Origin of the sequence: Micromonospora sp. NPDC051141 (genome assembly GCF_044455765.1) — a bacterium.
Lineage (GTDB): Bacteria > Actinomycetota > Actinomycetes > Mycobacteriales > Micromonosporaceae > Micromonospora.
Map to the genome: position 1 here is coordinate 582,273 of NZ_JBITFD010000001.1, position 24,141 is coordinate 606,413.

The 24,141-nt window shown below is 74.4% G+C and carries 31 protein-coding genes; 14 read left to right on the top strand and 17 right to left on the bottom strand.

What is annotated here, in order from left to right:
- Nucleotides 1-11 precede the first annotated feature (11 nt).
- Genes ACIA6B_RS02075 through ACIA6B_RS02085 form a run of 3 tightly spaced genes read right to left on the bottom strand, consistent with a single transcriptional unit; the run spans nucleotide 12 to nucleotide 1,832 of the window.
- A complete protein-coding gene (locus ACIA6B_RS02075; RefSeq protein WP_396770033.1) occupies nucleotides 12-578 on the bottom strand; it encodes a hypothetical protein in 567 nt (188 codons plus the stop codon).
- Between the two features lie 32 nt (nucleotides 579-610).
- Nucleotides 611-1,390 (bottom strand): class I SAM-dependent methyltransferase, encoded by a 780-nt coding sequence (locus ACIA6B_RS02080; RefSeq protein WP_396770035.1) that lies wholly within the window; start codon nucleotides 1,388-1,390, stop codon nucleotides 611-613.
- 22 nt (nucleotides 1,391-1,412) lie between these two features.
- The gene (locus ACIA6B_RS02085) at nucleotides 1,413-1,832 is read right to left on the bottom strand and encodes a nuclear transport factor 2 family protein (RefSeq protein WP_396770037.1); all 420 of its coding nucleotides are present in this window, start codon (nucleotides 1,830-1,832) and stop codon (nucleotides 1,413-1,415) included.
- A gap of 330 nt (nucleotides 1,833-2,162) precedes the next feature.
- On the opposite strand from ACIA6B_RS02085, the gene ACIA6B_RS02090 reads away from it, so the two are divergent.
- Together ACIA6B_RS02090 and ACIA6B_RS02095 are read left to right on the top strand one after the other, a co-directional pair.
- A complete protein-coding gene (locus ACIA6B_RS02090; RefSeq protein WP_396770039.1) occupies nucleotides 2,163-3,203 on the top strand; it encodes a trypsin-like serine peptidase in 1,041 nt (346 codons plus the stop codon).
- A 255-nt stretch (nucleotides 3,204-3,458) separates the two neighbouring features.
- On the top strand, nucleotides 3,459-3,857 hold the full coding sequence (locus tag ACIA6B_RS02095; RefSeq protein WP_396770041.1) for an NUDIX domain-containing protein: 399 nt from the start codon (nucleotides 3,459-3,461) through the stop codon (nucleotides 3,855-3,857).
- A 15-nt stretch (nucleotides 3,858-3,872) separates the two neighbouring features.
- On the opposite strand, the gene ACIA6B_RS02100 is transcribed toward ACIA6B_RS02095, so the two are convergent.
- From ACIA6B_RS02100 to ACIA6B_RS02115, 4 genes are all read right to left on the bottom strand, one after another.
- Nucleotides 3,873-4,331 carry an HNH endonuclease gene (locus ACIA6B_RS02100; protein WP_396770043.1) on the bottom strand — a complete coding sequence of 153 codons (459 nt, stop codon included), beginning with the start codon at nucleotides 4,329-4,331 and terminating at the stop codon, nucleotides 3,873-3,875.
- Between the two features lie 96 nt (nucleotides 4,332-4,427).
- Nucleotides 4,428-4,736, bottom strand: coding sequence for a hypothetical protein (locus ACIA6B_RS02105; protein WP_396770045.1), 309 nt, complete (start codon nucleotides 4,734-4,736; stop codon nucleotides 4,428-4,430).
- 39 nt (nucleotides 4,737-4,775) lie between these two features.
- Nucleotides 4,776-6,236 carry a hypothetical protein gene (locus tag ACIA6B_RS02110; RefSeq protein WP_396770047.1) on the bottom strand — a complete coding sequence of 487 codons (1,461 nt, stop codon included), beginning with the start codon at nucleotides 6,234-6,236 and terminating at the stop codon, nucleotides 4,776-4,778.
- A gap of 73 nt (nucleotides 6,237-6,309) precedes the next feature.
- On the bottom strand, nucleotides 6,310-7,128 hold the full coding sequence (locus ACIA6B_RS02115; RefSeq protein ID WP_396770049.1) for a TIGR04222 domain-containing membrane protein: 819 nt from the start codon (nucleotides 7,126-7,128) through the stop codon (nucleotides 6,310-6,312).
- An 88-nt stretch (nucleotides 7,129-7,216) separates the two neighbouring features.
- Between ACIA6B_RS02115 and ACIA6B_RS02120 the strand changes: the two genes are divergently transcribed.
- The 4 genes from ACIA6B_RS02120 (at nucleotide 7,217) to ACIA6B_RS02135 (ending at nucleotide 9,608) form a co-directional block, all read left to right on the top strand.
- A complete protein-coding gene (locus ACIA6B_RS02120) occupies nucleotides 7,217-7,705 on the top strand; it encodes a GNAT family N-acetyltransferase (protein ID WP_396770051.1) in 489 nt (162 codons plus the stop codon).
- A 77-nt stretch (nucleotides 7,706-7,782) separates the two neighbouring features.
- Nucleotides 7,783-8,349 (top strand): cysteine hydrolase family protein, encoded by a 567-nt coding sequence (locus tag ACIA6B_RS02125; RefSeq protein ID WP_396770053.1) that lies wholly within the window; start codon nucleotides 7,783-7,785, stop codon nucleotides 8,347-8,349.
- Nucleotides 8,350-8,510: 161 nt separating this feature from the next.
- Nucleotides 8,511-9,035 carry a DUF2087 domain-containing protein gene (locus ACIA6B_RS02130; RefSeq protein WP_396770055.1) on the top strand — a complete coding sequence of 175 codons (525 nt, stop codon included), beginning with the start codon at nucleotides 8,511-8,513 and terminating at the stop codon, nucleotides 9,033-9,035.
- A gap of 138 nt (nucleotides 9,036-9,173) precedes the next feature.
- Nucleotides 9,174-9,608, top strand: a complete 435-nt coding sequence (locus tag ACIA6B_RS02135) for an Hsp20/alpha crystallin family protein (RefSeq protein ID WP_396770057.1) — start codon at nucleotides 9,174-9,176, stop codon at nucleotides 9,606-9,608.
- 7 nt (nucleotides 9,609-9,615) lie between these two features.
- On the opposite strand, the gene ACIA6B_RS02140 is transcribed toward ACIA6B_RS02135, so the two are convergent.
- Nucleotides 9,616-10,638, bottom strand: a complete 1,023-nt coding sequence (locus ACIA6B_RS02140; RefSeq protein ID WP_396770059.1) for a helix-turn-helix transcriptional regulator — start codon at nucleotides 10,636-10,638, stop codon at nucleotides 9,616-9,618.
- Between the two features lie 82 nt (nucleotides 10,639-10,720).
- Here ACIA6B_RS02140 and ACIA6B_RS02145 point away from each other — a divergent pair, with 82 nt between their 5' ends.
- A complete protein-coding gene (locus ACIA6B_RS02145; protein WP_396770061.1) occupies nucleotides 10,721-11,707 on the top strand; it encodes a tyrosine-type recombinase/integrase in 987 nt (328 codons plus the stop codon).
- Nucleotides 11,708-11,736: 29 nt separating this feature from the next.
- Nucleotides 11,737-12,582, top strand: a complete 846-nt coding sequence (locus ACIA6B_RS02150) for an LLM class flavin-dependent oxidoreductase (protein WP_396770063.1) — start codon at nucleotides 11,737-11,739, stop codon at nucleotides 12,580-12,582.
- Between the two features lie 7 nt (nucleotides 12,583-12,589).
- On the opposite strand, the gene ACIA6B_RS02155 is transcribed toward ACIA6B_RS02150, so the two are convergent.
- Nucleotides 12,590-12,964: a VOC family protein gene (locus ACIA6B_RS02155; RefSeq protein WP_396770065.1), complete on the bottom strand. Its 375-nt coding sequence runs from the start codon at nucleotides 12,962-12,964 to the stop codon at nucleotides 12,590-12,592.
- 168 nt (nucleotides 12,965-13,132) lie between these two features.
- Here ACIA6B_RS02155 and ACIA6B_RS02160 point away from each other — a divergent pair, with 168 nt between their 5' ends.
- The gene (locus ACIA6B_RS02160; protein WP_396770067.1) at nucleotides 13,133-13,591 is read left to right on the top strand and encodes a hypothetical protein; all 459 of its coding nucleotides are present in this window, start codon (nucleotides 13,133-13,135) and stop codon (nucleotides 13,589-13,591) included.
- Between the two features lie 3 nt (nucleotides 13,592-13,594).
- Here the strand turns inward: ACIA6B_RS02160 and ACIA6B_RS02165 are convergent, their stop codons facing one another.
- From ACIA6B_RS02165 to ACIA6B_RS02175, 3 genes are all read right to left on the bottom strand, one after another.
- Nucleotides 13,595-14,314, bottom strand: a complete 720-nt coding sequence (locus ACIA6B_RS02165) for a thymidine kinase (RefSeq protein WP_396770069.1) — start codon at nucleotides 14,312-14,314, stop codon at nucleotides 13,595-13,597.
- A 62-nt stretch (nucleotides 14,315-14,376) separates the two neighbouring features.
- Nucleotides 14,377-15,768, bottom strand: coding sequence for an MFS transporter (locus ACIA6B_RS02170; protein ID WP_396770071.1), 1,392 nt, complete (start codon nucleotides 15,766-15,768; stop codon nucleotides 14,377-14,379).
- Nucleotides 15,769-15,786: 18 nt separating this feature from the next.
- Nucleotides 15,787-16,554, bottom strand: a complete 768-nt coding sequence (locus ACIA6B_RS02175) for a glycerophosphodiester phosphodiesterase (RefSeq protein WP_396770073.1) — start codon at nucleotides 16,552-16,554, stop codon at nucleotides 15,787-15,789.
- 88 nt (nucleotides 16,555-16,642) lie between these two features.
- Here ACIA6B_RS02175 and ACIA6B_RS02180 point away from each other — a divergent pair, with 88 nt between their 5' ends.
- Complete coding sequence (locus tag ACIA6B_RS02180; protein WP_396770075.1) at nucleotides 16,643-17,092, top strand: helix-turn-helix domain-containing protein; 450 nt, start codon at nucleotides 16,643-16,645, stop codon at nucleotides 17,090-17,092.
- Nucleotides 17,085-17,453 carry a DUF4180 domain-containing protein gene (locus tag ACIA6B_RS02185; protein ID WP_396770077.1) on the top strand — a complete coding sequence of 123 codons (369 nt, stop codon included), beginning with the start codon at nucleotides 17,085-17,087 and terminating at the stop codon, nucleotides 17,451-17,453. The genes ACIA6B_RS02180 and ACIA6B_RS02185 overlap by 8 nt, the downstream gene beginning before the upstream one ends.
- A gap of 96 nt (nucleotides 17,454-17,549) precedes the next feature.
- Here ACIA6B_RS02185 and ACIA6B_RS02190 read toward each other — a convergent pair whose 3' ends face one another.
- Both ACIA6B_RS02190 and ACIA6B_RS02195 read right to left on the bottom strand, forming a co-directional pair.
- Complete coding sequence (locus tag ACIA6B_RS02190) at nucleotides 17,550-18,392, bottom strand: SDR family NAD(P)-dependent oxidoreductase (protein WP_396770079.1); 843 nt, start codon at nucleotides 18,390-18,392, stop codon at nucleotides 17,550-17,552.
- A gap of 42 nt (nucleotides 18,393-18,434) precedes the next feature.
- Nucleotides 18,435-19,205, bottom strand: coding sequence for a lysophospholipid acyltransferase family protein (locus ACIA6B_RS02195; protein ID WP_396770081.1), 771 nt, complete (start codon nucleotides 19,203-19,205; stop codon nucleotides 18,435-18,437).
- Nucleotides 19,206-19,353: 148 nt separating this feature from the next.
- Between ACIA6B_RS02195 and ACIA6B_RS02200 the strand changes: the two genes are divergently transcribed.
- Nucleotides 19,354-20,766, top strand: a complete 1,413-nt coding sequence (locus tag ACIA6B_RS02200; RefSeq protein ID WP_396770083.1) for a cytochrome ubiquinol oxidase subunit I — start codon at nucleotides 19,354-19,356, stop codon at nucleotides 20,764-20,766.
- A 15-nt stretch (nucleotides 20,767-20,781) separates the two neighbouring features.
- The gene (gene cydB / locus ACIA6B_RS02205) at nucleotides 20,782-21,780 is read left to right on the top strand and encodes a cytochrome d ubiquinol oxidase subunit II (protein WP_396770085.1); all 999 of its coding nucleotides are present in this window, start codon (nucleotides 20,782-20,784) and stop codon (nucleotides 21,778-21,780) included.
- Between the two features lie 77 nt (nucleotides 21,781-21,857).
- On the opposite strand, the gene ACIA6B_RS02210 is transcribed toward cydB, so the two are convergent.
- From ACIA6B_RS02210 to ACIA6B_RS02220, 3 genes are all read right to left on the bottom strand, one after another.
- The gene (locus ACIA6B_RS02210) at nucleotides 21,858-22,547 is read right to left on the bottom strand and encodes a hypothetical protein (RefSeq protein ID WP_396770219.1); all 690 of its coding nucleotides are present in this window, start codon (nucleotides 22,545-22,547) and stop codon (nucleotides 21,858-21,860) included.
- A 67-nt stretch (nucleotides 22,548-22,614) separates the two neighbouring features.
- The gene (locus ACIA6B_RS02215) at nucleotides 22,615-23,073 is read right to left on the bottom strand and encodes a peroxiredoxin (RefSeq protein ID WP_281941255.1); all 459 of its coding nucleotides are present in this window, start codon (nucleotides 23,071-23,073) and stop codon (nucleotides 22,615-22,617) included.
- A gap of 80 nt (nucleotides 23,074-23,153) precedes the next feature.
- Nucleotides 23,154-23,303: a hypothetical protein gene (locus ACIA6B_RS02220; RefSeq protein WP_396770088.1), complete on the bottom strand. Its 150-nt coding sequence runs from the start codon at nucleotides 23,301-23,303 to the stop codon at nucleotides 23,154-23,156.
- Between the two features lie 75 nt (nucleotides 23,304-23,378).
- On the opposite strand from ACIA6B_RS02220, the gene ACIA6B_RS02225 reads away from it, so the two are divergent.
- Entirely contained in the window at nucleotides 23,379-24,107 is a 729-nt protein-coding gene (locus ACIA6B_RS02225) for an SDR family oxidoreductase (protein WP_396770090.1), read from the top strand.
- Nucleotides 24,108-24,141: the final 34 nt, after the last annotated feature.

Consider the following 24,141-nt stretch of genomic DNA (forward strand, 5'->3'; position numbering starts at 1 on the left):
ACCGGCGCTCCTCAGTCGAGCGCGGCCCGCCACGTCCACGACGTCCGGCGCGGCCGGTCGCCCAGCGGGGCCCGGCCGGTCAGCCAGAGCAGCACCGGCGCCGGCGCACCGGCGGGCGCGTCGGGGAACAGCCGTCGCACCACCGCGGCGCACAGCCCGGCCGGTGGCGACCAGGGCACGTCGAGACCGCCTGCCACGTCATGGGTGTGCAGCAGGATCTCCGCCACCGCCATCGCGGCGAAGCCGCCCGGATCGCAGGGCCCCCAGTGCCAGCCCCGGTCGTCCGGGTCGGCGGCGTCCACCAGCGCGGCGAGCATCCCCGCGGTGGCGGTCGCCACGGTCAGCACCAGCGCCGGTGGCGCGTCGGAGTGGACCCGCAGGTCGAACGGCAGGTAACCGTCGGTGGGGCGGCCGGCCACCTGACCGGCGTACCCGGCCACGTCGTGCGCGACGTGCGCGGCCGTGGTCCAGCAGGACCAGTCCAGGTCGCCCGCGCGTACCGTCCAGTCCCGGCCGGCGGCCGGCAGCAGCACGGCGGTCATCGCCGCGGCGGCGGCGCGGACGTCCGCGCCGGTCATGCCGGATTCGTGGGCGGGCCCCTCGTGCGCCATCACCGTCGCCGAACGCGCAGCACGCAGGTGAGCATCGGGAGCGTGAACTCGCCGTGCGCGGTCTCCGGCCGGCTGGCCAGGAACGCGCCGATGCGGTCGAGCGTGGCCCGCCGCTGCGGCGCCGGCATCACCAGCAGGCCCGCCCGGGTGGCGAGCGTCGCCGCCAGGGAGTCGGCGGTGCGGCGCTGCCCGTGCCGGAACGCGGCCTGCTCGGGCACGTCGAAGTGGGCCGGCGCGCCGTTTTTCGGCAGGTGCATCCGCGCCGTCTCGGCACGCCAACTGGCCGGGGTGTCGCGCGGGCCGATGGCCGCGCTGCCGCTGACCTCGGCCAGGCCGGCGACCCAGTCGACCTCGTCGTCCATGACGTTCCACAGGCCGGCCAGGACGCCGCCGGGGGCGAGGACCCGGGCGATCTCGGGGCCGGCGACCGCCATGTCGAACCAGTGCATGGCGTTGCCGGCCAGCACGGCGTCGACGGACGCGTCCGGCAGCGGGATCGCCTCGGCGCTGCCGGACAGCGCGGGCACACCTGGCAGCGCGCGGCGCAGTTCGGCCAGCATCGCCGGGTCCGGCTCGACGGCGGTGACGTCGGCGCCGACCGCGTGCAGGGTGGCGGTCAGTTTGCCGGTGCCGGCGCCGAGGTCGAGCACCCGCCGGCCGGGGGCACGCTCGATCGCCCACCGCACCGCGGCCTGCGCGTAGTCCGGGCGGTGTTCGGCATACGCGGTCGCCGCCGCGCCGAACGACGAGGAGTGCCGGCGCTGGTCGTCCTGCTCCACGGGGGTGCTCCTGTCGTCGGTGTCAGCGCCCGTCCGGGTCGCCGGCCAGCGCCGCCATCAGCGGCAGCGGGTTGATGTAGTCACGGTAGGACTCGATCCGGCCCTCCCGGACCCGGAAGACCGCGATCACGGTCTGCGTGAACGGCGCGCCGGTCGCGACCACGGTGCCGTGGGCCTCGTACTCGACGACGACCACCTCGGGATCGGTGCTCTCGTGCAGCACCATGTCGCGATGCTCGTCGACCGTGACCAGCGACCCGGCCGTCTCGGTCAGGTGCCGGCGGATCGCCGCGCGTCCCTGCACCCGGCCGGGCACGCCCGGTGGCCGGAACGGCCATTCGAGGTATCCGTCCGGGGCCATCAGGCCCACGAACGTCTCGACGTCCTGCTCGCGGCCGGCGCGCAGGATCCGCTCGACGACCTCGCGTGACAACGGCGCCATGCCGACCTCCCCTGGAGAACCGTCGGGATGGGACCACCGTAGGGAATCGGCGGCGTTCCCGCTGGCCCGCCGCGGCCGGGATCCGTCCGCGCTCCGACCACGTTGAGGGGAGCGGTGCGGTGTGCAGCGCTGAGCCGGTGCCGTCCAACCGTGTCCGATCCTGTCCAGCCGTGTCCACAATCGGCCCTCCCGAGCGGGCGCAGGGCTCAGGGTTTCGGTACGCAGGGCGCTGCGACAGGTGGCGTCCGCAACGGGAGGACCGCACAGATGAAGGTTTGGTCGACCGGATCACGACGGGCCCTTCGGGCCCTGGCGATCGCCACAATCGTCGTGCCCGTGCTGGTCGTCGGGCCGGGGGCCAGCGCGGCCGAACGCGACGCGGTAATCGACGCGCCCGGTGCCGCCGCCGGGATCACCGGCTTCACCCCGACGGTCACCGCGGACGCGACCCGGGCCGCTGAGGCGACGGCGGGACGCCGGCTGTCGCGCGACGCGGTGCTGGCCGCGTACTGGACGCCGGCGCGGATGCGCGCCGCGCGGCCGGTCGAGGAATCCGAGCAGTACCGGCGGGCCCTGGCGGTGCCGCAGGCCGGCCTCAAGTCTGCGCCCGCGCCGCGCGACAGCGGCCAGGAGCTGATCGTCCCGCCCGCCCGCGGCGCCGTCACCGCCGGCGGGATGGGAACCCAGGCGACCGACCCCAACCTGCCGAGCAGCCACCCGACCGCGTTCACGGCCGGCAAGGTCTTCTTCACCATGGACGGCAAGAACTACGTCTGCTCGGGCACGATCGTGAACACGGCCGCCGGCAACGAGGTGTGGACCGCCGGTCACTGCATCCACGGTGGTCGGGGTGGCACCCTGGCCTCGAACTGGACCTTCGTCCCGGCGTACAACGGCGATGCGGCGAACCCGCGTCCGCTCGGCACCTGGACCGCGACGGGGCTGTGGACCATGACGGCGTGGATCAACGACTCGAACTTCGCCGAGGACATGGCCGTGGCCGTCATGGGCACGCAGGGCGGCCAGCACATCAACCGGTACGGCTCGCAGGGTCTGTGGGTCAACGCCGGCGTGAACCATTTCATGAACGCGTTCGGCTACCCGGCGGAGGCGCCGTTCAACGGCCGCCGACTCAAGCAGTGCGCCGCGAACTCGGTGCAGGAGAACCCGGCGGTGTGGACGCAGACGATCAAGATCACCCCGTGCAACTTCACCGGCGGGGCGAGCGGCGGCTCGTGGCTGATCAACTACGACGGGCAGTGGGGTCTGGTCAACGGCATCAACAGCCGGGCTGACCGGGCGACCTGGGTGGCGTCACCGTACTTCGACGACACCGCGCTGGCGCTCTACAACTTCACGACGAACTTCTGACCGACCAACCCGAACACCGGGGCGATGCACAGCCGTCGCCCCGGTGTTCGGGTTGGCTGCCGTCGAGGAGCCGACCCCGAATCCACCTGACCGCGATTATCGGATTACCGGTTATGACATAACAAAAATCGGCCCGCTCAAAAGGGGCATATCGTCACTACATCATAATGACAGTTATTGTGTGTAAGGCTTCGGGCTGGTGTCATCGTCCGCGTACCGTCCGATCCGGACCGACGACACGGGGGAGCGACCACGGTGACCGTCATCGACAAGATCGCCTGGATCCGGCTGGCGCACGGCGCGATCCTCAGTTCGCGCTCACGCGGCAAGGACGTCCACTACCTGCCCGGCGGCAAGCGGGAGGCCGGCGAGACCGACCTCGACACGCTCGTCCGGGAGATCCGCGAGGAACTCAGCGTCACCATCGACCCGGACAGCGCCGAGTTCGTCGGCGCGTACGAGGCCCAGGCCCACGGGCATCCCGACGGCACCGTCGTGCGGATGCGCTGTTACACCGCCGACTACCGGGGCGCCCTGCGGCCGGCCCACGAGATCGAGGAGATCACCTGGCTCACCTACGCCGACCGGCACCGGGTCTCCCCGGTCGACCAGATCATCTTCGATCACCTGCACCGCGCGGGCCAGCTTCGCTGACGACCGGATCGCGGGTCAGGGTCGGTAACCGGCCCGGGCGGCGGCCACCTCGGCGGCGCGACGCTCGCGCCACCGCCGCTGGGCGTCGCTGTTGCAGTGCCGGCACACCTTCCGGAACCGACCGGTGCCCGGGTCGAGTTCCCGCTCGTGCCCGTTGCGGCAGGTCGGCTGCTGCCGCCGCTCCCGGCGGTTGTCGCCACGGCTGAGCTGACGCAGGTGCGTCGGCTCGATGCAGTCGAGCACGCCGCAGTCGTGCCGCACCTCCAGACCCGGCCGGTAGCCACCGACGAAGACCGCGTACGCGGCGACGTGCGCCCACGCCCGCCCGGCGACCTTCTGGTGCACCCCACGTCGGGTGCCGTAGCCGCGGACGACCAGGCAGCCGCCGGGCTGGCGGGTCGACCGCGCCAGCAGGTAGGCCCGCAGCGACTCCTCCGTGAAGTGCCGGGACAGTCCGGTCACCTGCGACAGCATCCGGCGAGCATAGGCCGGCGGCATCGTCGCGTGACCGCCCCACCGCGACGAGACGTGGAGCCGCCGCCGGACCGGCGGCGGCCCCGCCGTACGTGGTCAGCGTTGCGTGCGGTCGTCGATCTCGGCGCCGGACTCACCGGGCCGGGCGCCGATCGCCTCCTCGGCGGCCCGGCCGCCGGTGCTCTCGTCGCCCTGCCGCAGGGAGCTACGGGGCAGCCCGGCCAGGTGTGCCGGGTCCTCGATCGGCTGGTCCGGCCAGTCGTCCGAGGTGCCGTCGGCCAGGCCGGCCCGGCGCAACACCTCGACCAGGTCGTCGTGCGACAGGCGCTCGGCCTCCGGGATTCCGGCCCCGCGCGCCATGGACCGCAGCGTCTTCAGGTCTTCGCTCGCGAATGTCTCGGCCATACCGGAGCCTTCCCGGCGTCCAAGACAAGGAAACCCGCCTCAGGCCCGGGCCCCGCCGAGACCGAGGAGCACGGCCAGGCCGAGCGCGCTGCGCGGCGCGTACGGAATCCGCCACAGCCCGCCGTGTGCCGCCGCGTACGCTTCGTCCCGCCACGGGTGCTCCTGCGTCGGTCCGCCGCCGGTGCGCAGGTCGTGCACGAGCAGCGCGGCCATCAGCGTGTTGCTGGTGGCCGGCTCGAACACCTCGACACCGAAGCGGTGCGCGCCGGCGTACGCGGCGGCGAGCGCGCGGTTGCGCAGCACCGACCGGGTGCGGGTGGGCGGCGCGACGGTGAACGACACCGTGGTGCCGGCGTCGCGGGCCACCGCCGCGCGCCAGCGTTGCAGGCGTTTGGCCAGCGCGTAGTTCGGCCCCTGCTGGGGGACCAGGCTGTCGTTGACGCCCGGGTCCGCGCCGGGCGGGTAGTTGCGGCGCAGCAGCCGGCCGCCGGAGATCAGCCGCAGGGACCGGCGGGCCGGCCCGCGGGCGGCGTACCCGCGCTCGGCGTGGTCGACCGCGTCGCCGGGCACCGCGTACACGTCGGTGGGGGTGGCCAGGAACGCCAGCGCCGCGTCCGGGCGGTGCCGGGTCAGCTCGACGGTGAGCGCGTCGACGGCGGTGGCCACCCGCACGTTGGTGGCGCCGTCGGCGTAGACGTAGTTGCCGAGCACCAGCCGGCCGTCGATGCCGGCCAGCCAGCGGGCGGCCTGCGGCAGCCGGTGCAGCAGGTCCGCGCCGGCGTTGGCGGCCAGCGCGGCGTCGTCGTCGCCGGCGCCGGCCGGCACCGGCAGGTGCAGGCGACCGCCGTGCCGGCGTGCGGTGCGCAGCACCCGGCGCCAGATCTCCGGGCGGGGCAGGTCGAGTGCGACCACGTCGCCGCCCCAGCGCAGCACCGACGGCAGCGGGCCCATCTCGGCGCCCGCGCCGAGCACCACGACGCGCTGGTCGCGCAGGTCCAGCCAGTCGGGGTTGGCGAGCACCGCGCCGACCGCCTCGGCGCAGCTCGGTTCGACCACACCGGCGTCCACCCAGGCGTCGAGGCGGCGACGCAGGTCGTCGCCGCGCAGGCGTTGCCCCCGGTACGGCACGGACAGCTCCCGCTCCACCGGCCCGTCGCCGGTGACCGTGGCGGTGCGCAGCGCCGGTTCCGGGCCGGTCGAGGTGAGCGCCGCGTCGAGCGCCACCTCGGGGCCGCCGCCGGGCGGCGCGTACCGCATGCGGGTGTGCAGCGCGGTGAGGCCGTCACGGGCGACGGTGAGCGCGGCGGCGCGCGAGAGCAGGCCGGCCTCGACCAGTCGGCGGAAGTGGGTGAGGTAGCCGCGCCGCCAGTCGGTCTCGTGCTCGGCGGAGCGGGCGCCGACCGGGTCGACGGCGCGTAGCGCGTCGGCGACCACGGCGCGGCCCAGCGCGGTCGTGCTGCGTCGGCCGTCGCCGGTCGCGGGGAACACCACTCCGTCCACCGCTCACCTCCCTGCCCTGCGGTCGTGGGGTCACTCTGCCGCATCGGTGACGGCGCCGCCCGTCGAGGGCCGCTCAGCGGCGGGCGGGGCGGCGTTCCGGTCGGGGGCGGCCCCGCTCCGGGTCGACGCCGACCTGCACGGCGAAGGCCGGGTCGACGGCGAGCAACGGTCGCGGACCGAACAGCGCCATGGCGGTGAGCAGCGCGTCGGTGTCCCGGCCCTGCCAGGTGGGACGGCGTTCGGGGTCGAGGTCGGCGTGCGCGCGGCGCAGTCGGCGCAGCAGACGCCGGGCGGCGGCGCCGGTCTCCGGCACCTCGGTCAGCCACCAGCCGCCCAGCGCGGTGGCCAGGCAGCAGAGCAGCAGCCCGGCGACCGAGGCGGGTCCACCGGCGGGGCGGCCCTCGACCGCGCTGTCCACCAGCCGGGTCACCCCGACGGCGGCGACCAGGAACAGCGGCAGCGTGCCCAGGGCGACCCGTCGGCGTTGGGCGCGGGTGAGCAGCCAGCCGTCGCGGACCAGCCGGCCGACCATCCGGCGCAGCGCCCGCGCGACGTCCGGGTCGGCCAGCACGGCGGCCCAGGTCTGCGGGCGGCGCAGCGCGGTGTGCAGGGCACGGACCAGGGCCGGCGGCCGGGCCGGTGGTGGACCGTCGGCGTGCAGGGTGGCGAGTTCGCCGACGGTCACCCCGCCGGCGCGGCGCAGCGCGGCCACGCCCACCTGGCAGGCCAGCAGCGCCCGGTCGGTGAGGTACGCCAACTCGACCCGGTCGGGTGTCGCGCCTCGGGCCCGGCGGCCGGTCAGCTCGCGTACCGCCACGGCGACCGCGACGGCCACGGCGACCGCGCCCAGGTAGTCGAGGAGGAAGATCGGTCCGCTGACACCCCAGAGCATGGCGACAAGTATGGCCGTACGGTGATCCGGCGCGGGGGCCGGTGGAAACCGGTGGCCGCGGGCGACGCCGCCGGCTAGCGTGCCGACGATGCGCATCCGGGACCACGTCGACGCCGACTGGGGCCAGGTCTGGCCGATCGTCGAGGGCGTCATCACCGCCGGGGACACGTTCGCCTACGACCCGGCCTGGTCGGCCCCGGTGGCACGCGAGGTGTGGGTGGAACGCCCGCCGGGGCGTACCTCGGTGGCGGTGGACGACGACGGCGTCGTGCTCGGCAGCGCCAAGATGGGCGCCAACCGGCCGGGCCCGGGTGCGCACGTGGCGACCGCGAGTTTCCTGGTGGCCGCGCACGCGCGGGGTCGGGGCGTGGGCCGGGCGCTGTGCGAGGAGGCGCTGGACTGGGCCCGTCGGGCCGGTTTCGCCGCGATGCAGTTCAACGCCGTGGTGGAGACGAACACCGTGGCGGTGCGGCTCTACCGGCGGCTCGGCTTCACGGTGGTCGGCACCGTGCCGCAGGCGTTCACCCATCCCACCCTGGGCCGGGTTGGCCTGCATGTCATGCACCGTTTCCTGTGACCGCCGCGCGGTGCGGCGAAAGTGTCGGGCTCCGTCGTTAGGGTGGCGGGGATCGCCGCCGTCGAAGGAGTCCCGCCATGGCCGCACTCGCCGACCGCCCGAACACCGCGTTGCTCGTCGTCGACGTGCAGAACGGGGTGGTGCGCGGCGCCCACGACCGGGACCGGGTGGTCGCGAACATCGCCGCCCTGGTCGAGCGGGCCCGCGCGGCCGGCGTCCCGGTGATCTGGGTGCAGCATCGCAGCGAGGAGCTGCCGACCGGCAGTGAGCAGTGGCGGATCGTGCCGGAGCTGGTGCGCCGCGACGACGAGCCGCTCGTGCACAAAACCTACGGCGACTCGTTCGAGGCCACCGACCTGGAGCAGGTGCTCGCCGCCGGGGGTGTCGGGCGGCTCGTCGTGACCGGCGCGCAGACCGACGCCTGTGTCCGTTCCACCCTGCACGGCGCGTTCACCCGCGGCTACGACGTCACCCTGGTCGCCGACGCCCACACCACCGAGGACCTGTCGGCCTACGGCGCGCCCCCGCCGGCGCAGGTGATCGCGCACACCAACCTCTACTGGGGCTTCCAGCGCGCGCCGGACCGCCACGCCAACACGGTCGACACCGCCGACGTCGACTTCACCGCCGCCGTCCCGGCCTGACCGGCAGCCCAGCCGGCCGGCTCCCGACCGGCAGCCGAGCCGGCCGGCTCCTGACCGGCAGCCGAGCCGCGGTGGCGCGGTCGGTCGGGGACCGCCCACCCCCGGCTGTGGTGGGGGAAAACGCGTGGCCGTGCCGGGTGGCTGCTGGCAGGCTGCCGGCCATGACCGCTCAAGCTCTCGCGGGGGCGCTCGCCGACGAGCGTCGCCGGGCCGTGTTCGCCGCGATCGTGCTCGGCGCCCGGGACGTCCCGTCCGTGGTGACGCGCACCGGCCTGCCGGCCCGCGACGTCGCCACCGCCGTGCGGCGGCTCACCGACGCCGGTGTGCTGACCGACGCCGATGGCCTGCGCGTCGACGGTGAACGGCTGCGCGAGTTCGCCCGGGCCGGGGCGTCGTCGCCGGCGCTCGCGCCGGCCGACCGGCGCGAGACGATCCTGCGCACGTTCCTGCGCGACGGCGCGCTGATCCGGTTGCCGGCGCAGCGCGGTCGCCGCCGGGTGCTGCTGGAGCACATCACCGAGCGCACCTTCGAGCCCGGGCGGCGCTACCCGGAGCGGATGGTGGACGAGGCGCTGCGTCCCTGGTGCGAGGGCGGTGCCGCGGACCACGTCACGCTGCGCCGCTATCTCGTCGACGACGTGCTGCTCACCCGCGAGCAGGGCGTCTACTGGCGGACCGGGCCGTGAGCGCCGGAGTGTCGTTTTCGGGGGAGCGGCCGGCGGAGGTTGACGACGGCGTGCCGCCGCGCTAAAACTGAAACCGGAAGTTGAGTCACTGAGACTCAAGTCGAGACCTTGGGCCAGGAGAACCGAGGAGGCAGGGCCATGTTGATGCGTACCGACCCGTTCCGTGAGATCGACCGGATCGCCGAGCAGTTCTTCGGCACCACGGCCCGGCCGGCCGTGATGCACCTGGACGCCTACCGCGACGGCGACCACTTCTACGCCGCCTTCGACCTGCCCGGCGTCGACCCGGACAGCATCGACTGCACCGTCGAGCGCAACGTGCTGACCGTCCGCGCCGAGCGGCGTCGCCCCACCGGCGAGAACATCGAGCTGGTCGCCGCCGAACGTCCGATGGGCACGTTCACCCGGCAGCTGTTCCTGGGCGACACGCTCGACACCGACCGGTTGGAGGCCGGCTACGACAACGGGGTGCTGACGCTGCGCATCCCGATCGCCGAGCGGGCCAAGCCGCGCCGGATCGCGGTCACCTCGACCGCGGAGAGCAACGGGCACCGGCAGCTCACCACCGTGTGAACGCGCGTCACGCCGACGCGGGGGAGACCGGCGCGCCGGCCGTCCCCGCGTCGGCGTCCGACGGGTAGAGCCGGGTCAGCGCGTGCGCCGTGGCGGTGAACCGGTCCCGCAGCTCGGCCGGGGCCAGCACCTCCACCTCGGCGCCGAGCTTGAGCAACTCGGCGTGGGCGTGCCGCGTCGACTCGATCGGCACGGTGGTCTCCCGCCAGCCGTCCGGGCCGGGTTCGCCGGCCGCCGCGCGGGCCGCCTGCGCCATCTCCGGCGGGAAGACGTAGGGCAGGAACTCCAACGCGGCGGCGCTGAGCCGGATGCGCGCCTCGCCGCGGTAGACGTCACGCTCGTACCGGGCGGTCCACTCCCGCCAGTAGGCGGGCAGGTCGAAGTCGTCCGGGCGCTGGTGCCGCTCGTCGGTGACCACCGCGTCGAGCACCGCGCCGACCCGGTAGGTGCGGACCTGCTCCTCGCACCGGGCCACCAGGTACCAACGGCCGGCCTTGAGCACCACGCCGAGCGGGGCGACCAGCCGGGTGACCTCCCGTGGGGCGCGCCAACGCCGGTAGCGCAGCCGGACCATCCGGTCCTGCCACACCGCGCCGGCCAGCGTGGCCAGGTGCGGGGTGGCTTCCGGGTGCCGGAACCAGCCGGGCGCGTCCAGGTGGAACCGGTGCCGCAACCGGCCGCTGCGGTCGGCGAGCTCCTCGGGCAGCGCGGCACGCACCTTCAGCTCGGCCGCGGCCACCGTGGTCGCCAGGCCCAGCTCCGCGGCGGGCCCGGGCAGGCCGGCGAGGAACAGCGCCTCGACCTCCGGCCCGGTCAGCCCGGTGAGCCGGGTGCGGTAGCCGGCCAGCAGCCGGTAGCCGCCGGCCGGGCCGCGGTCGGCGTACACCGGGACGCCGGCGGCGCCGAGCGACTCGACGTCGCGGTAGACGGTCCGCACCGACACCTCCAGGGCGTCGGCGAGTTCCTGGGCGGTCATCCGCCCCCGGGCCTGTAGGAGCAGCAGCAGGGAGACCAGCCGGCTGGCGCGCACCGCACGACGGTAACCCCTGCCGGCCATCCGGTCGCGGCGCGCCTCGTCGCGAAACGCGCCGCCGACTGAGAACCTTTCTCGCATGTTGCGTCCCGAGGTCCTGCCCCGCGCCCGTGTCGCCGTGTCCGGCGCCCCGGCCGACTTCACCGAGGCGTGGCTGCGCAACCGGCGACTGTCCGAGCACACCCGCGACGCGTACCGACGGGACGTGACCGGCTGGCTGCGCTGGTGCGCCGAGCGGGGCCTGGAGCCGCTGCGGGTCACCTTCCTCGACGTCAACGCGTACGGCCGGGACCTGGAGTCCACCCCGCGCGGACGCGACGGCCGCCCGCTGACCCCGGCCACCGTGGCGCGCCGGCTGTCCGCGCTGTCGAGCTGGTACGACTTCCTGGTCAAGCTGGGCGCGGTGCCGGCCAACCCGGTCGCCGCGGCCGACCGGCCCCGGGTCGACCGGGACCACTCCGCCACCGTCGGCCTCAGCCCGGACGAGGTCGACGCGCTGCTGGCCGCCGCCGATGCGGACACCGGCCCGACCGCCGCCCGCAACCGGGCCGCCCTCGCGCTCCTGGCCGACCTGGGCCTGCGGGTCGGCGAGCTGGTCTCGCTGGACCTGGCCGACCTGGGCGCGGAGCGCGGTCACCGCAGCGTCCGCTTCGTCGGCAAGGGCGGCAAGGTACGCCGTCGCGCGCTCACCCCCGGCACCGCGTACGCGCTGGACGCCTACCTGGCGGAGCGGGCCGCCGCCCAGGGCGTCACGGTGCCGCAGCTGACCGGCCCGCTGCTGGTCACCGCCACCGGCGGTCGACTGGACCGGCACGCCGTGTTCCGGCTGGTGCGTCGGCTGGCGCAGACCGCCGGGATCGCCGCCTGGGCGCGGTTGTCGCCGCACTCGCTGCGGCACGCGTTCGCCACCACGGCCCGCTCGGAGGGCGTGCCGCTGGAGGACGTGCAGGACGCGATGGGGCACGCCGACCCGCGGACCACCCGTCGCTACGACCGGGACCGGCACAACCTGGACCGCGACCCGGCGTACGCGATCTGGGCCGCCCGCGCCCGCCGGCGCGGCTGAGCGTCGGACCAGGGCCGTAGGGTGCCGGGATGCGACACGGCCTGGAGATCTCCTGCGGCGGCGCCTCGGTGACGGTCGGCGACCTGGTCGCGCTCGGTGAGTTGGCCGAGCGGTCCGGCTGGGACGGCGTCTTCCTGGAGGACTACCTCATCCACCACGCCGGTGACGACCCGCCGACCTGGGACCCGTGGCTGGTGCTGGCGGCGGTGGCCGGGCGCACCGAGCGGGTCCGGCTGGGCACCACGGTGACCGCGCTGCCCCGGCGGCGCCCGGCGAAGCTGGCCCGGGAGGTGCTCACCCTCGACCACCTCTCCGGCGGTCGGGCCGGCGTCGCGGTCGGTCTCGGCGATCCGGCCGACCGGGGGCTGGCCGCGTTCGGCGAGCCGACCGACGTCAGGACCCGCGCCGCGATGCTCGACGAGGGCCTGGACCTGCTGGTGGCGCTGCTCGGCGGTGATCGGGTCACCCATCGGGGTGGGCACTACCGCGCCGAGGGCGTGGCGCTGCGACCGGCGCCGGTGCAGTCGCCCCGGGTGCCGGTCTGGGTCGGCGGCAGCACCCAGGCCAAGGCGGTGCTGCGGCGGGCGGCCCGGGCCGACGGGATCGTGCCCTACAAGCTGACCGACACCGACGGCTGGTCCGACTTCACCGCCGACGAGGTGGCTGCCCTGGTCGCCGCGCTCCCGGCGACGCGCGCCGACGGTGCGCCGTTTGACGTGGCGGTCGGCGGCCGGCGGCGGCGGGCCGACGAGCGGGCCGAGCGCGCCTACCTGGCCGACCTGGCGGCGGCGGGCGCCACCTGGTGGTTGGAGTACGTGCCCGCCGGTGAACCCGCCGCGATGCGGGCCGCGGTCGCCCGCGGCCCGCTGCGCTGAGCCGGTCTCACTCCGGGCGGCGCGGGCAGAGGCAGAACGGTTGCCCGATCGGGTCGAGCAGCACGGTCCAGCGTCCGCCGCCGGGCTGGTGCTCCGGCCGGGTCGCGCCGGCCGCCACCAGGTCGCGCTCGGCGGCCGGCACGTCGTCGACGGTGAGGTCCAGGTGGTAGCGCTTGCCGCCGGCCGGGTCCGGCCAGGCCGGCGGCGCGTAGCCGGGCACCAGCCCGAACCCGATCGACGTGCCGCCGGAAGAGGTGATCATGGCGTACTCGGCCTCGCTGTGGGTGATCTCCCAGCCGAGGGCGTGGCCGTAGAACGCCGCGTGGGCGGCCGGGTCGGAACTGTCGAGGTTGACCATCGCGAGGTCGGCGTGCGTCGTCATGCCGGGGAGTCTGCCGCCGGTACCTGTCACCTCCTGTCAGGTACCGGCGACCGGCGCGGCACGCGTCGTCCCGGCCGCTCCGGGGGCGTACGCCGACGGCGCACGGATGCGCCGCCGGGCGGCGCAACCGGCTGCGCGCCGGTCGCCGGTTGCCTACCGTCGGTGGTGATGGGCAGTCAGCGGGTGTGGCACCGACCGGCCCGGCGTCGCCGGCCGATGCGCGCGGGTGTGCTGGTCGCCGGGCTCGGGCTGGGTACCTGCCTGATCGGGGTGGCCGGGCTGGCGGTGTGGAACGCGCAGGTGGTGCTCCAGTCCGACGGGCCGGTGCGGGAGACCGCGGACGGGTTCTTCCAGGACGTCGCCGCCGGCGACACCGACCGGGCGTACGGGCGGTTGTGCGCCGAGGCGCGCAGCCGGTGGAGCCAGGCCGGGTTCGGCAGTTGGGTGCGGACCCCGCCGCTGGTCAGCGGCTACGAGATCGTCGACGTGTCGGTGTCGACCCGGGCGGGTCGGCCACGCGGCACGGTGCTGGTGCGCCTGAACCGCGACGGCGGCGGCAGCGAGGAGCGGGAGCTGTCGGTGGTGCCGGAGGACGGCGGCTGGCGGGTGTGCGGGGACCCGTTCTGAGCCTCAGGCGCGGGGGCCCAGGTCGCCGGAGCGGTAGTGCCGCCGGCACAGCACCTGGTAGCGGACGTCGGCGGTGTCCACGGTGTCGCCGATGACGACCTGCGCGCCCTCGCGGACCACCCGGCCGTCGACCACCCGGGCGTTGAGCAGCCCTTCCCGGCCGCACCAGCACAGCACCTCGACCTGGATGCGGGCCACCTCGTCGGCCAACTCGAACAGACGTTGCGCGGCCGGGAACAGGCAGGAGCGGAAGTCGGTGGCCAGGCCGAAGGCGTAGACGTCGACGTCGAACTTGTCGACCAGCTCGGCCATCTGCTCGACGTGGGCCAGGTCGTAGAAGGACGCCTCGTCGCAGATCAGGTAGTCGACGCGTACCCCCTCGGCCCACGCGTCGCGGACCAGGTCGCGCAGGTCGAGTCCGTCGGTGACCTCGATGGCCTCGTGGGCCAGGCCGATGCGGGTGGTGACCTGCGGGCCCAGCGAGCGGTCGATGCGGGTGGTGACCAGGCCGCGGCGGCCCTGCCGGGCGTGGTTGTAGTTCATCTGCAACGCCATGGTGGACTTGCCGCAGTCCATCGGCCCCCAGAAGAACTTCAGCGCGGCGGCGTGCAGCGGCCGGCCGTCGACGCCCCGGGCGGCGGCGCAGCCGCCGGCTCGGTCGTCGCCGGGCCCCGGCAGGGGGCGGGCCAGGCAGGTCGGGGCGGCAGCGGCGTCGTCGGTCACGTCGGGGCAGCCTAGCCGATCGACGCCGCCGCATACCGGCCGAGATGATCGACCGGGCGCGCTCAGAGCACCCGGGGCGGGGTGTTGCCGGCGGCGACGATGGCCCGGCGCATCGGCACGGCGGCCAGCAGCGCGAAGCCGACCACGAAGAAGATCAGCAGCGACACCAGGCCCACCCGGTAGGAGGAGGTGAGCTGGAACACCAGGCCGAACGCGAGCGGGCCGAGCCAGCTGGTGCCCTTGTCGCTGATCTCGTAGAAGCCGTAGTACTCGCCTTCCTTGCCGGCGGGGATGAGCTGGCTGAACAGCGATCGGCTCAGCGCCTGGCTGCCGCCGAGCACCAGCCCGATGCAGCCGCCGAGGATCATGAACGGCACCGGCGCCTCGGCGGGCAGCCGGAACGCGGCGATGATCACGCCGGTCCAGAGCACCAGCGACAGCAGCACGGTCTTCCAGGCGCCGATGCGGCGGGCGAGCGCGCCGAGGGCGAGCGCGCCGCCGAAGGCGAGGAACTGCACCAGCAGGATGGTCACGATCAGGGTGCTCTGCTCCAGCCGCAGCTCCTCGGTGCCGTACTGGCTGGCGAGGGTGATGACGGTCTGGATGCCGTCGTTGAACACCAGGAACGCGAGCAGGAAGAACAGCGTCAGCGGGTACGCCTTGACCTCGCGCAGCGTACGGCCGAGTTGCCGGAACCCGTCGGTGAGCACGTTGCCGCCGCCGAGCGGCACCGCGACCGGTGGGCGTTCGCGCAGCCAGCGCAGCGGCAGCAGGGTGAACGCGGCCCACCACACGCCGGCCGAGACGATCGACCAGCGGGCCAGGTCGAGGGTGCGCTGGGCGTTGCCCTCCTCGCTGAGCGCGGTGACGGCGACCAGGTTGAGCGCGAGCAGCAGCCCGCCGCCGAGGTAGCCGATGGCCCAGCCGCGGCTGGAGATGGCGTCGCGGTCGTCCGGGCCGCCGAGCTGCGGCAGGAACGAGTTGTAGACGACCACGGCGGCGCCGAAGGAGATGTTCGCGACGAGGAACAGCGCGCCGCCGAGCAGGTACCGCTCGCCGGTGACGAACGCGAACGCGATGGTCGCGCCGGCGCCGGTGAACGCGGCGGCGGCCAGCAGCCGCTTCTTGTGCGCCGACCGGTCGGCGATCGCGCCGACGACGGGCAGCACGAACACGGTGAGGAAGACCGACAGCGAGATCAGGTACGGGTAGTAGGAGCCGGCGGCGACGCGGATGCCCAGCGGGTGCACCACGCCGTCGCAGCGGTCGGCGCCCAGCTCGCAGCCGGCGGCCAGCTCGGTGACGGTGGTCAGGAACGGCCCGAGGAAGACCGTGATGACGGTGGTCTGGAACGCGGAGTTGGCCCAGTCGTAGAGGTACCAGCCGGTGCGTTCGCGGCGGGTGCTGCCCGGGGGTGTGGGCTCGGCGACGGCGGGGGTGACCGTTTCGGCCATCGGGGCGGTCCTCGGGGTTCAGGCGGCCCAGTGGCCGCGGCTGCGGTAGACGTCGCGGAGCACGCCGACGTGATCGGTCATGATGCCATCCACTCCAAGATCAAGTAACTGGTGCATCCGGGCGGGTTCGTCGATCGTCCAGACGTGCACCTGCAGGCCGATGCGGTGGCAGTAGGCGAGGAACCGCCGGTCGACCACCGGGACTCCGCCGTAGGAGACCGGGACCTGGGCGGCGGCCACGGACGGCGGCAGGCGCAGCGGCCGGCCGTGCAGGGAGGCCATCCGCAGCCGGGCCACGCCGCGCATGCCGAGGCTGGTGGCGACCGTCGGGCCGGCCAGGGCGCGCAGCCGGGTCAGCCGGGCGTCGCTGAACGAGGCGAGCAGCACCCGGTCGCCGGCGCCGGCCCGCACCACCGCCTCGACGGTCGGCGCCACCGCGCCGTCGGCCTTGACGTCGACGTTGAACCGGACCTGCGGCCACGCGCCGAGCACGTCGTCGAGGCGGGGCACCAGGGCGGCGCCGCCGACGCGTACCGAGGCGAGGTCGGCGAAGCGCAGGTCGGCGATGCGCCCGGCCTCGCCGGTGACGCGGCGCAGCGTCGGGTCGTGGAAGACCACCGGCACGCCGTCGGCGGTGGCGTGCACGTCGGTCTCCACGTACCGGTAGCCCAGCGCGACCGCGCGGGCGAACGCGGCGGCGGTGTTCTCGTCGCCGTCGGCCGCGCCGCCGCGGTGGGCGAAGGCCAGCGGCGCGGGCGCGTCGAGGTAGCCGTGACGGGGCTGCACGCCGGCAGTATGCCGGGCCGAGACGGCCGCCGGGTGTCCGGCCGGTGAAATTCCCTATCGTTACCTGTGGCCGCTAGAATAGGGTGCGATGAGTAACGACATGTACTCGGTGGAGCAGGTCGCGGCGCGGCTCGGGCTGCACGTGCGCACGGTCCGCGGCTACATCCGCGCCGGCCGGCTGCCCGCGACGCGGATCGGCAAGCAGTATCGGATCGCCCGCGCCGACCTCGACGCGTTCACCGGCCGGCCCGCGCGACCGGCCGGCCCGGCGGCGGAGGTGTCCAGCATCGTGGCCCTCGACGGCGTCGACCGGGCCGCCGCCGACCGGCTCGCCACGCTGGTGCTGGCCGGCGTCACCACCCACCCCGACCCGGACCGTCCGCTGCGCGTGCAGACGGTCCACGACGAGGAACGGCACCACATGAAGATCATCATCCTGGGCGACCTCGGCGACACCGCCGAGCTGCTGCGCCTGCTCGACGCGGTGCTCGACGGCGACAACGGCCTGCTCGCCGGGAAGGAGGCCGACCGTGGCTGACGAGCTGCGCGAGCGCGCCGGCGTCACGGTGCTGGTCTGCGACCCGGCCGGCCCGCCCATCGTCACCGAGGCCGACGCGTTGGAGCTGATCGGCGCGGCGTTCGCCGGCGCCACGGTGGTGGCGGTGCCCGCCGCCCGGCTCGACCCGAGCTTCTTCACGCTGGGCACCCGCTTCGCCGGGGAGGTCATGCAGAAGTTCGTCAACTACCGGCTGCGCCTCGTGGTGGTCGGGGACATCTCCGCGCACCTGGCCGCCAGCGGCGCGCTACGCGCCCTGGTGGCCGAGTCCAACCGGCACGACCAGGTGTGGTTCGTGCCGGACCTGGCCGCCCTGGACGCGCGCCTCGCCGCCGTCCCGTAACCCCCCACGCGATCTTGCACGTTCGGCCCTCGTTCGAGGCGGTTGTGCCCGATATCCCCGGGCAGCAAGTGCAAGATCGCGGGGGTGGGGGCGGGGTCAGCGCAGCCAGCCTGCGGTCAGGGCGGTCACGGCCAGGCCGTCGGTGTCGGCGAGTTTGACGGCGACGAACTGGCGGGCGGCGGGGGAGGTCTGCACGCGGGGCGCGGGTTCCGGGTCGGTCAGTGTCGCCACCACCGCCGCGGCGGCCTCGGCCGGCGACTGCGCGGCGGCGAACGCGGCGGCGCTGCGACCGAGGTACGCCCGCAGCGCCGGCCCGTACGGCCCGGCGGCGGCCACCGCGGTGTCCGCGTCGATGCCGACGTTGGCGACGAACTCGCTGGCCACCGCGCCGGGCTCGACCACGCAGACGCTCACCCCGACGGTGGCCGCCACCGGCGCCAGGGACTCCATGAACCCCTCGACGGCGAACTTCGCCGCGCAGTACGCCTCGTTGAACGGCTGCCCGACCACCCCGCCGACGCTGGTCACGGTGATCAGCCGGCCGCTCGCGGCGCGCAGGTGCGGCAGCGCGGCACGGGTGACGTGCAGGACGCCGAAGAAGTTGACCTCCAGCACCGTCCGGACGTCGTCGACGGTCTCCCGCTCCAGCGTGCCCACGTGGCCGGCGCCGGCGTTGTTGACCACCGCGTCGAGCCGGCCGTGCCGGGCCACCACGTCGGCCACGCAGGCGGTCACCGAGGACTCGTCGACCACGTCGAGCCGGCGTACCTCCAGCAGGTCGCCGACCCCGGCGGCGTCGGCGGCGGCGCGCAGCGGGCCGGCCCGCCCGGGGTCGCGCAGCGTGGCGACGGTGCGCCAGCCGGCGCGGGCCGCGCCCACGGCGGTGGCCAGGCCGATGCCGGTGGACGTGCCGGTGATCAGCACGACGGGAGCGTTCACGTCTGCCACGGTCTCACCCCACGCCGGTGCCACGCGGGCGATTCAGCTGGCCCGGTGCCGGCGGTGCGCGCGGCTCGCATCGACCGGCCGGCCGGGGTCGACGTGGCGGGGCCCGTCGGGTTCGTGCGGGCGCAGCGGGACCAGGTCGTCGGTGATCGCGTCGATGATCCGGTCGGTGGCGCGGCGGGCCGCGCCGGGCGCGCCCGGATCCAGGTCGGCCAGGGCCACCGGGGCGCCGAAGTGCACCCGGATGACCGGGCGGCGGGCGAGCGCCCGGGCCAGGCCGCCCAGCATTCCCTTGGGCGCCCGGTACGGCAGGACCTCGTGCGAGCCCCACTGGGCGACCGGGACGACGGCGGCGCCGCTGGCGAACGCGAGGCGGGCCGCGCCGGTCTTGCCGCGTTCGGGCCACATGCCGGGGGCCAGCCCGATGCGTCCCTCCGGGTAGACCAGCACCACCGACCCGCCGGCGACCGCCTCGGCGGCGATCTCCAGCGACCGGTGCACGGCGGTGGTGCCGCGGTCGACGCGGATGTGCCCGGCGTGGCGCATCAGCGGCCCGAGCACCGGGGCCCGGAACAGCCCGCCGGTGGCCATGATCCGGGGGGCGACGCGCCGGACCCGGCAGGCGGCGGCGAGCACCACCGGGTCGAACGGACTGATGTGGTTGGCGGCCAGGATCAGCGGCCCGCGGCGCAGCGCCTCCGGCACGTCGCCGGTGACCTCCAGGCGGCCGACCAGCGCGACGGCGGCCCGGGCGAGCGTCTGCGCGCCGCGCCACAGCAACGGCGCGCGCCAGGGGGAGGTGTCCATCAGTGCTGGATGGTCGCACGGCCGCGCCGGTGGAGGTGATCAGGGTCATTGGTCCCGGGTCGGTTCGGGCCCTCCGACTCTGAAAAGTTTTCTACGACACCGAGTAGTATTTACTACGTCTCGTAGTAAGAAGGCTGGGGGTTCTCAGGTGGACGCGTTGGACGTCGCCCGCTGGCAGTTCGGTGTCACCACCGTCTACCACTTCCTGTTCGTGCCGCTGACCATCGGCCTGTCCGTGCTGGTCGCCATCCTGCAGACCATGTGGCACCGCACCGGCAACGAGCGGTACCTCAAACTCACCAAGTTCTACGGCAAGCTGTTCCTCATCAACTTCGCCATGGGCGTCGTCACCGGCATCGTGCAGGAGTTCCAGTTCGGCATGAACTGGAGCGACTACTCCCGCTTCGTCGGCGACATCTTCGGCGCGCCGCTGGCCATCGAGGCCCTGGTCGCGTTCTTCCTCGAATCCACGTTCATCGGCCTGTGGATCTTCGGCTGGGACCGGCTGCCCAAACGCCTGCACCTGGCCGCGATCTGGGCCGCCGCGATCGGCACCAACCTCTCCGCCTACTTCATCCTCGCCGCGAACTCGTTCATGCAGAACCCGGTCGGGTTCCGCATCAACCCCGACAGCGGACGCGCCGAACTGACCGACTTCATCGCCGTGCTCACCAACAAGGTCGCGCTGGTCACCTTCCCCCACACCCTCGCCGGCTCGTTCCTGGTCGCCGGATCCCTCGTGGTCACCGTCGGGCTGTGGCACGTGATGCGCAACCGCGGCAGCGCCGACACCGGCGCCTACCGCTTCGCCACGAAGTTCGGCTCCTGGGTGGTCCTGGTCTCCGCCACCCTCGTCGTGCTCACCGGCGACATCCAAGGCAAGATCATGACCGAGGTGCAGCCGATGAAGATGGCCGCCGCCGAGGGCCTCTACACCACCGAGAGCCCCGCCTCGTTCTCCGTGCTCACCGTCGGCAGCCTCGACGGCAGCCGCGAGGTCTTCGCCCTCAAGATCCCCTACCTGCTGTCGTTCCTCGGCACCGGCGACCCGAACGGCACCGTGCAGGGCATCAACGACCTCCAGGCCCAGTACGCCAGCCAGTACGGCCCCGGCAACTACGCCCCGATCATCCCGGTCACCTACTGGAGCTTCCGCTTCATGATCGGCTTCGGCCTGGCCGCCGCCGCCATCGCGCTGCTGGTGCTCTGGAGCCAGCGCAAGGGCCGCACCCCCACCAGCCGCTGGCTGCTGCGCGCCGGCCTGGTCATGCCGGTCCTGCCGCTGCTGGCCAACTCCTTCGGCTGGATCTTCACCGAGATGGGCCGCCAACCCTGGATCGTGTTCGGCGAGATGCTCACCCGCAACGGCGTGTCCCGCAGCGTCTCCCTGACCGAGGTGCTCACCTCCTTCACCGCCTTCACCCTCATCTACGCCACCCTCGCGGTGATCGAGTTCAAGCTGCTGGTCCGCTACGCCCGCGCCGGCGTCCCCGACGTCACCCCGCCCCCCGCCGACGACGACACCGACGACGCGCAGCGCCCCCTCGCGTTCGCCTACTGACCGAAAGAGCCCACCGTGGAACTGACCACCGTCTGGTTTCTCCTCGTGGCCGTGCTGTTCACCGGCTACTTCATCCTCGAAGGCTTCGACTTCGGCGTCGGCATGCTGCTGCCCGTGCTCGGCCGCGACGACCGGCAACGCCGCGTCCTGATCAACACCATCGGCCCCGTCTGGGACGGCAACGAGGTCTGGCTGATCACCGCCGGCGGCGCCATGTTCGCCGCGTTCCCCGAGTGGTACGCCACCCTGTTCTCCGGCTTCTACCTGCCGCTGCTGCTCATCCTGCTCGCCCTCATCGCCCGCGGCGTCGCCTTCGAATACCGGCACAAGCGCCCCGAGGCGTCCTGGAAACGCCGCTGGGACCGGGCCATCTTCGCAGGCTCCGCGATCCCGGCCGTGCTGTGGGGCGTCGCGTTCGCCAACATCTTCCGCGGCGTCCCCCTCGACGCCGACCACGAGTACGTCGGCGGGCTGCTCGACCTGCTGCACCCGTACGCGCTGCTCGGCGGCCTCACCACGCTCGGCCTGTTCGCCACCCACGGCGCGGTGTTCCTCGCGCTCAAGACCACCGGCGACATCCGCGAGCGCGCCGGCACGCTCGCGGTCCGCCTCGGCGCCGGCACCGCCCTGGCCGCCGTGGCGTTCCTCGGCTGGTCGCTGACCATCCGCGCCAACGCCGCCGCCGTCGTGCTCGCCGCCGGCGCCGCCCTCGCCCTGCTCGGCGGCCTCGCCGCGGCAAGGGTACGCCGCGAGGGCTGGGCGTTCACCGGCACCGCGCTGGCCATCGCCCTGGCCGTGGCGACCCTGTTCGCCGCGCTGTTCCCGAACGTCCTGCCGTCCACGCTCGACCCGGCCGGCACGCTCACCGCCACCAACGCCGCGTCCACCCCGTACACCCTGAAGATCATGACGTGGGTGGCGGTGGTGTTCACTCCGATCGTGCTCGCCTACCAAGGTTGGACCTACTGGGTGTTCCGCCGCCGAATCGGGGTACAGAACATTCCGCAACACTGATGGACCTGCGGGCGCAGGGGTGGCGCGGGGCCGGTGCGAGGGGGTCGCACCGGCCCCGCGGGGTGTCCGGGGCCCGCTCAGCGGGCCTCGCGCAACTCCGCCAGCCGCGCCTCGATCTCCGCCAGCTCCGCGCGCAGCTTCTCCGCCTGCTGTTCCGCCTCGGCCCGCTCCGCGCCCAGGATCTGCTCCACCGCCTCCTGCACCCCCGGCACGTCCACCAACGCCACCATCCGCAGCGCCTCCGCCGGCTTCACCACGTACGGCCTGGCCAGGGCCTTCGCGCCCTGCTGCGCGGCCACCGTCCACTCGCCCTCGGCGTACGCCAGCGTCACCGTCAGCCCCGCCGGCGTCTTCGGCTTCGCCGCCTTCACCGCCCGCTTCGCCGGCTTCGGCTCCGCCTGCTGCTCCACCTTCGGCTCCTCCCGACGCGGCGCGGGCACCCGCGGCGTGTCCAACACGAACTCCGGCGCCGCCGGCGCGGCCGGCGCGGCCACCTCCGGCTCGGGCTTCGGCTCGGCGGCCGGCCGCCGCCCGGAGCCCTTCGGCGCGACCGCCACGTCGGCGGGGGAGAAGGGCAACTCGTCGCGGCCGAAACGCACCACCACGAACTCCTCGGACCGCGCGGGGTCGGTCAGCTCCACCACCTGCCCGAGCTGCCCGGCCATCTGCCCGGCCGCCTCGGTGAACACCACCCGCGGCTTCCGGCCCGCCGCCAACGACTCACGGATCTGCTGTACCTCGTCAGTGGACAACCCCTGGACCGCCATCACGCCCTCTTCCGTACACCTGTTTGATTGCCGCCCTTGATACCAGGCCGGCACGACAGCCCGACGGTCAACCCCCGAGCGCCCGCAACGCCGCGTCGGCGTGCGCGTTCATGCTCACCTCGCTGTGCACCACCGCCAGCACCCGCCGGTCCGGGCCGATCACGAACGTCATCCGCCGGGTGCTCAACGCGCCCAGCGGCAACCGCCGCCGCACCCCGAACGCCGCCGCCACCGCCCCGTCGACGTCGGACAGCAGCGGATAGTCGAAACCGTGCCGGCGGGCGAACTCCGCCTGCCGCTCCACCGGGTCCCGGCTGATCCCCACCCGCGACGCGCCCACCGCCGCGAACTCCGCCGCCAGGTCCCGGAAATGACAGCTCTCCGCCGTGCACCCCCGCGTCATCGCCGCCGGGTAGAAGAACACCACCACCGGCCCGGCGGCCAGGAACTCCGACAGCCGCCGCGGCGCGCCCGTCTGGTCCGGCAGCGTGAAATCCTCGACCAGGTCACCGACACCCACACCCACCACGTACCTCCCGAGCTCGCCGTCGATGCGGTGAGCCTAGGCCCGCCAGACGCCCGCCACCTCCTCGGCCACCGCGCTCGTCAGCGCCAAAACACCACCACCCGCCGCGCCCCGGCGTCCAGATCCGCGTTCACCGGCGACACACCCCGCCCGGCCAGCCCGGCCAGCAGCCCCAACTCCCAGGCCACCCCGGTCACCCCACCGCCGCCCAGCACCAACGCCCGCCCCATGTGACAGTCCTCTCCGTCGCCGCCGGTGCCGCCCACGGTAACGTCGCCCCCACCAGCGGGGCAGGGGAGGACGCATTGACCTCGATCACCATCGTCACCGGCGGTGGACGCGGCATCGGCGCGGCCACCGCCCGCCGGCTCGCCGCCGCCGGCCACGACCTGGTCATCGGCTACCGCGCCGACCACGACGCCGCCGCGACCGTCGCCGCCGACGTGCGCGCCGCCGGCCGACGCGCCGTCACCGTCGCCGCCGACACCACCGACCCCGACGCGGTACGCCGCCTCTTCGCCGCCGCCGACCAACTCGGCCCGCTCACCGGCCTGGTCAACAACGCCGGCGTCACCAGCCCCATCGGCCCCTTCACCGACCTGCGCGCCGAGGACCTGCGCGACGTCGTCGACGTCAACCTGATCGGCTACGTCCTCTGCGCCCAGCAGGCCGCCCGCCGGATGAGCGCCGGCGGCGCCATCGTCAACGTGTCCTCCGCCGCCGCCACCCTCGGCAGCCCCGGCGAGTACATCCACTACGCCGCCGTCAAGGCCGCCACCGACACCCTCACTGTCGGCCTGGCCAAGGAACTCGCCCCGCGCGGCATCCGCGTCAACGCGGTCGCCCCGGGCATCATCCGCACCGACATCCACGCCCGCTCCGGCGAACCGGACCGCCCCGAGCGCGCCGCCGGCCGCATCCCGCTGGGCCGCGCCGGCGAACCCGACGAGGTGGCCGGCGCGATCGCCCACCTGCTCGGCCCCGACGCCTCGTACACCACCGGCGCGGTCCTGCGCGTCGCCGGCGGCCTCTGACCGGCGCGGCGACCCGGGGTTATGCCCCGGGCCG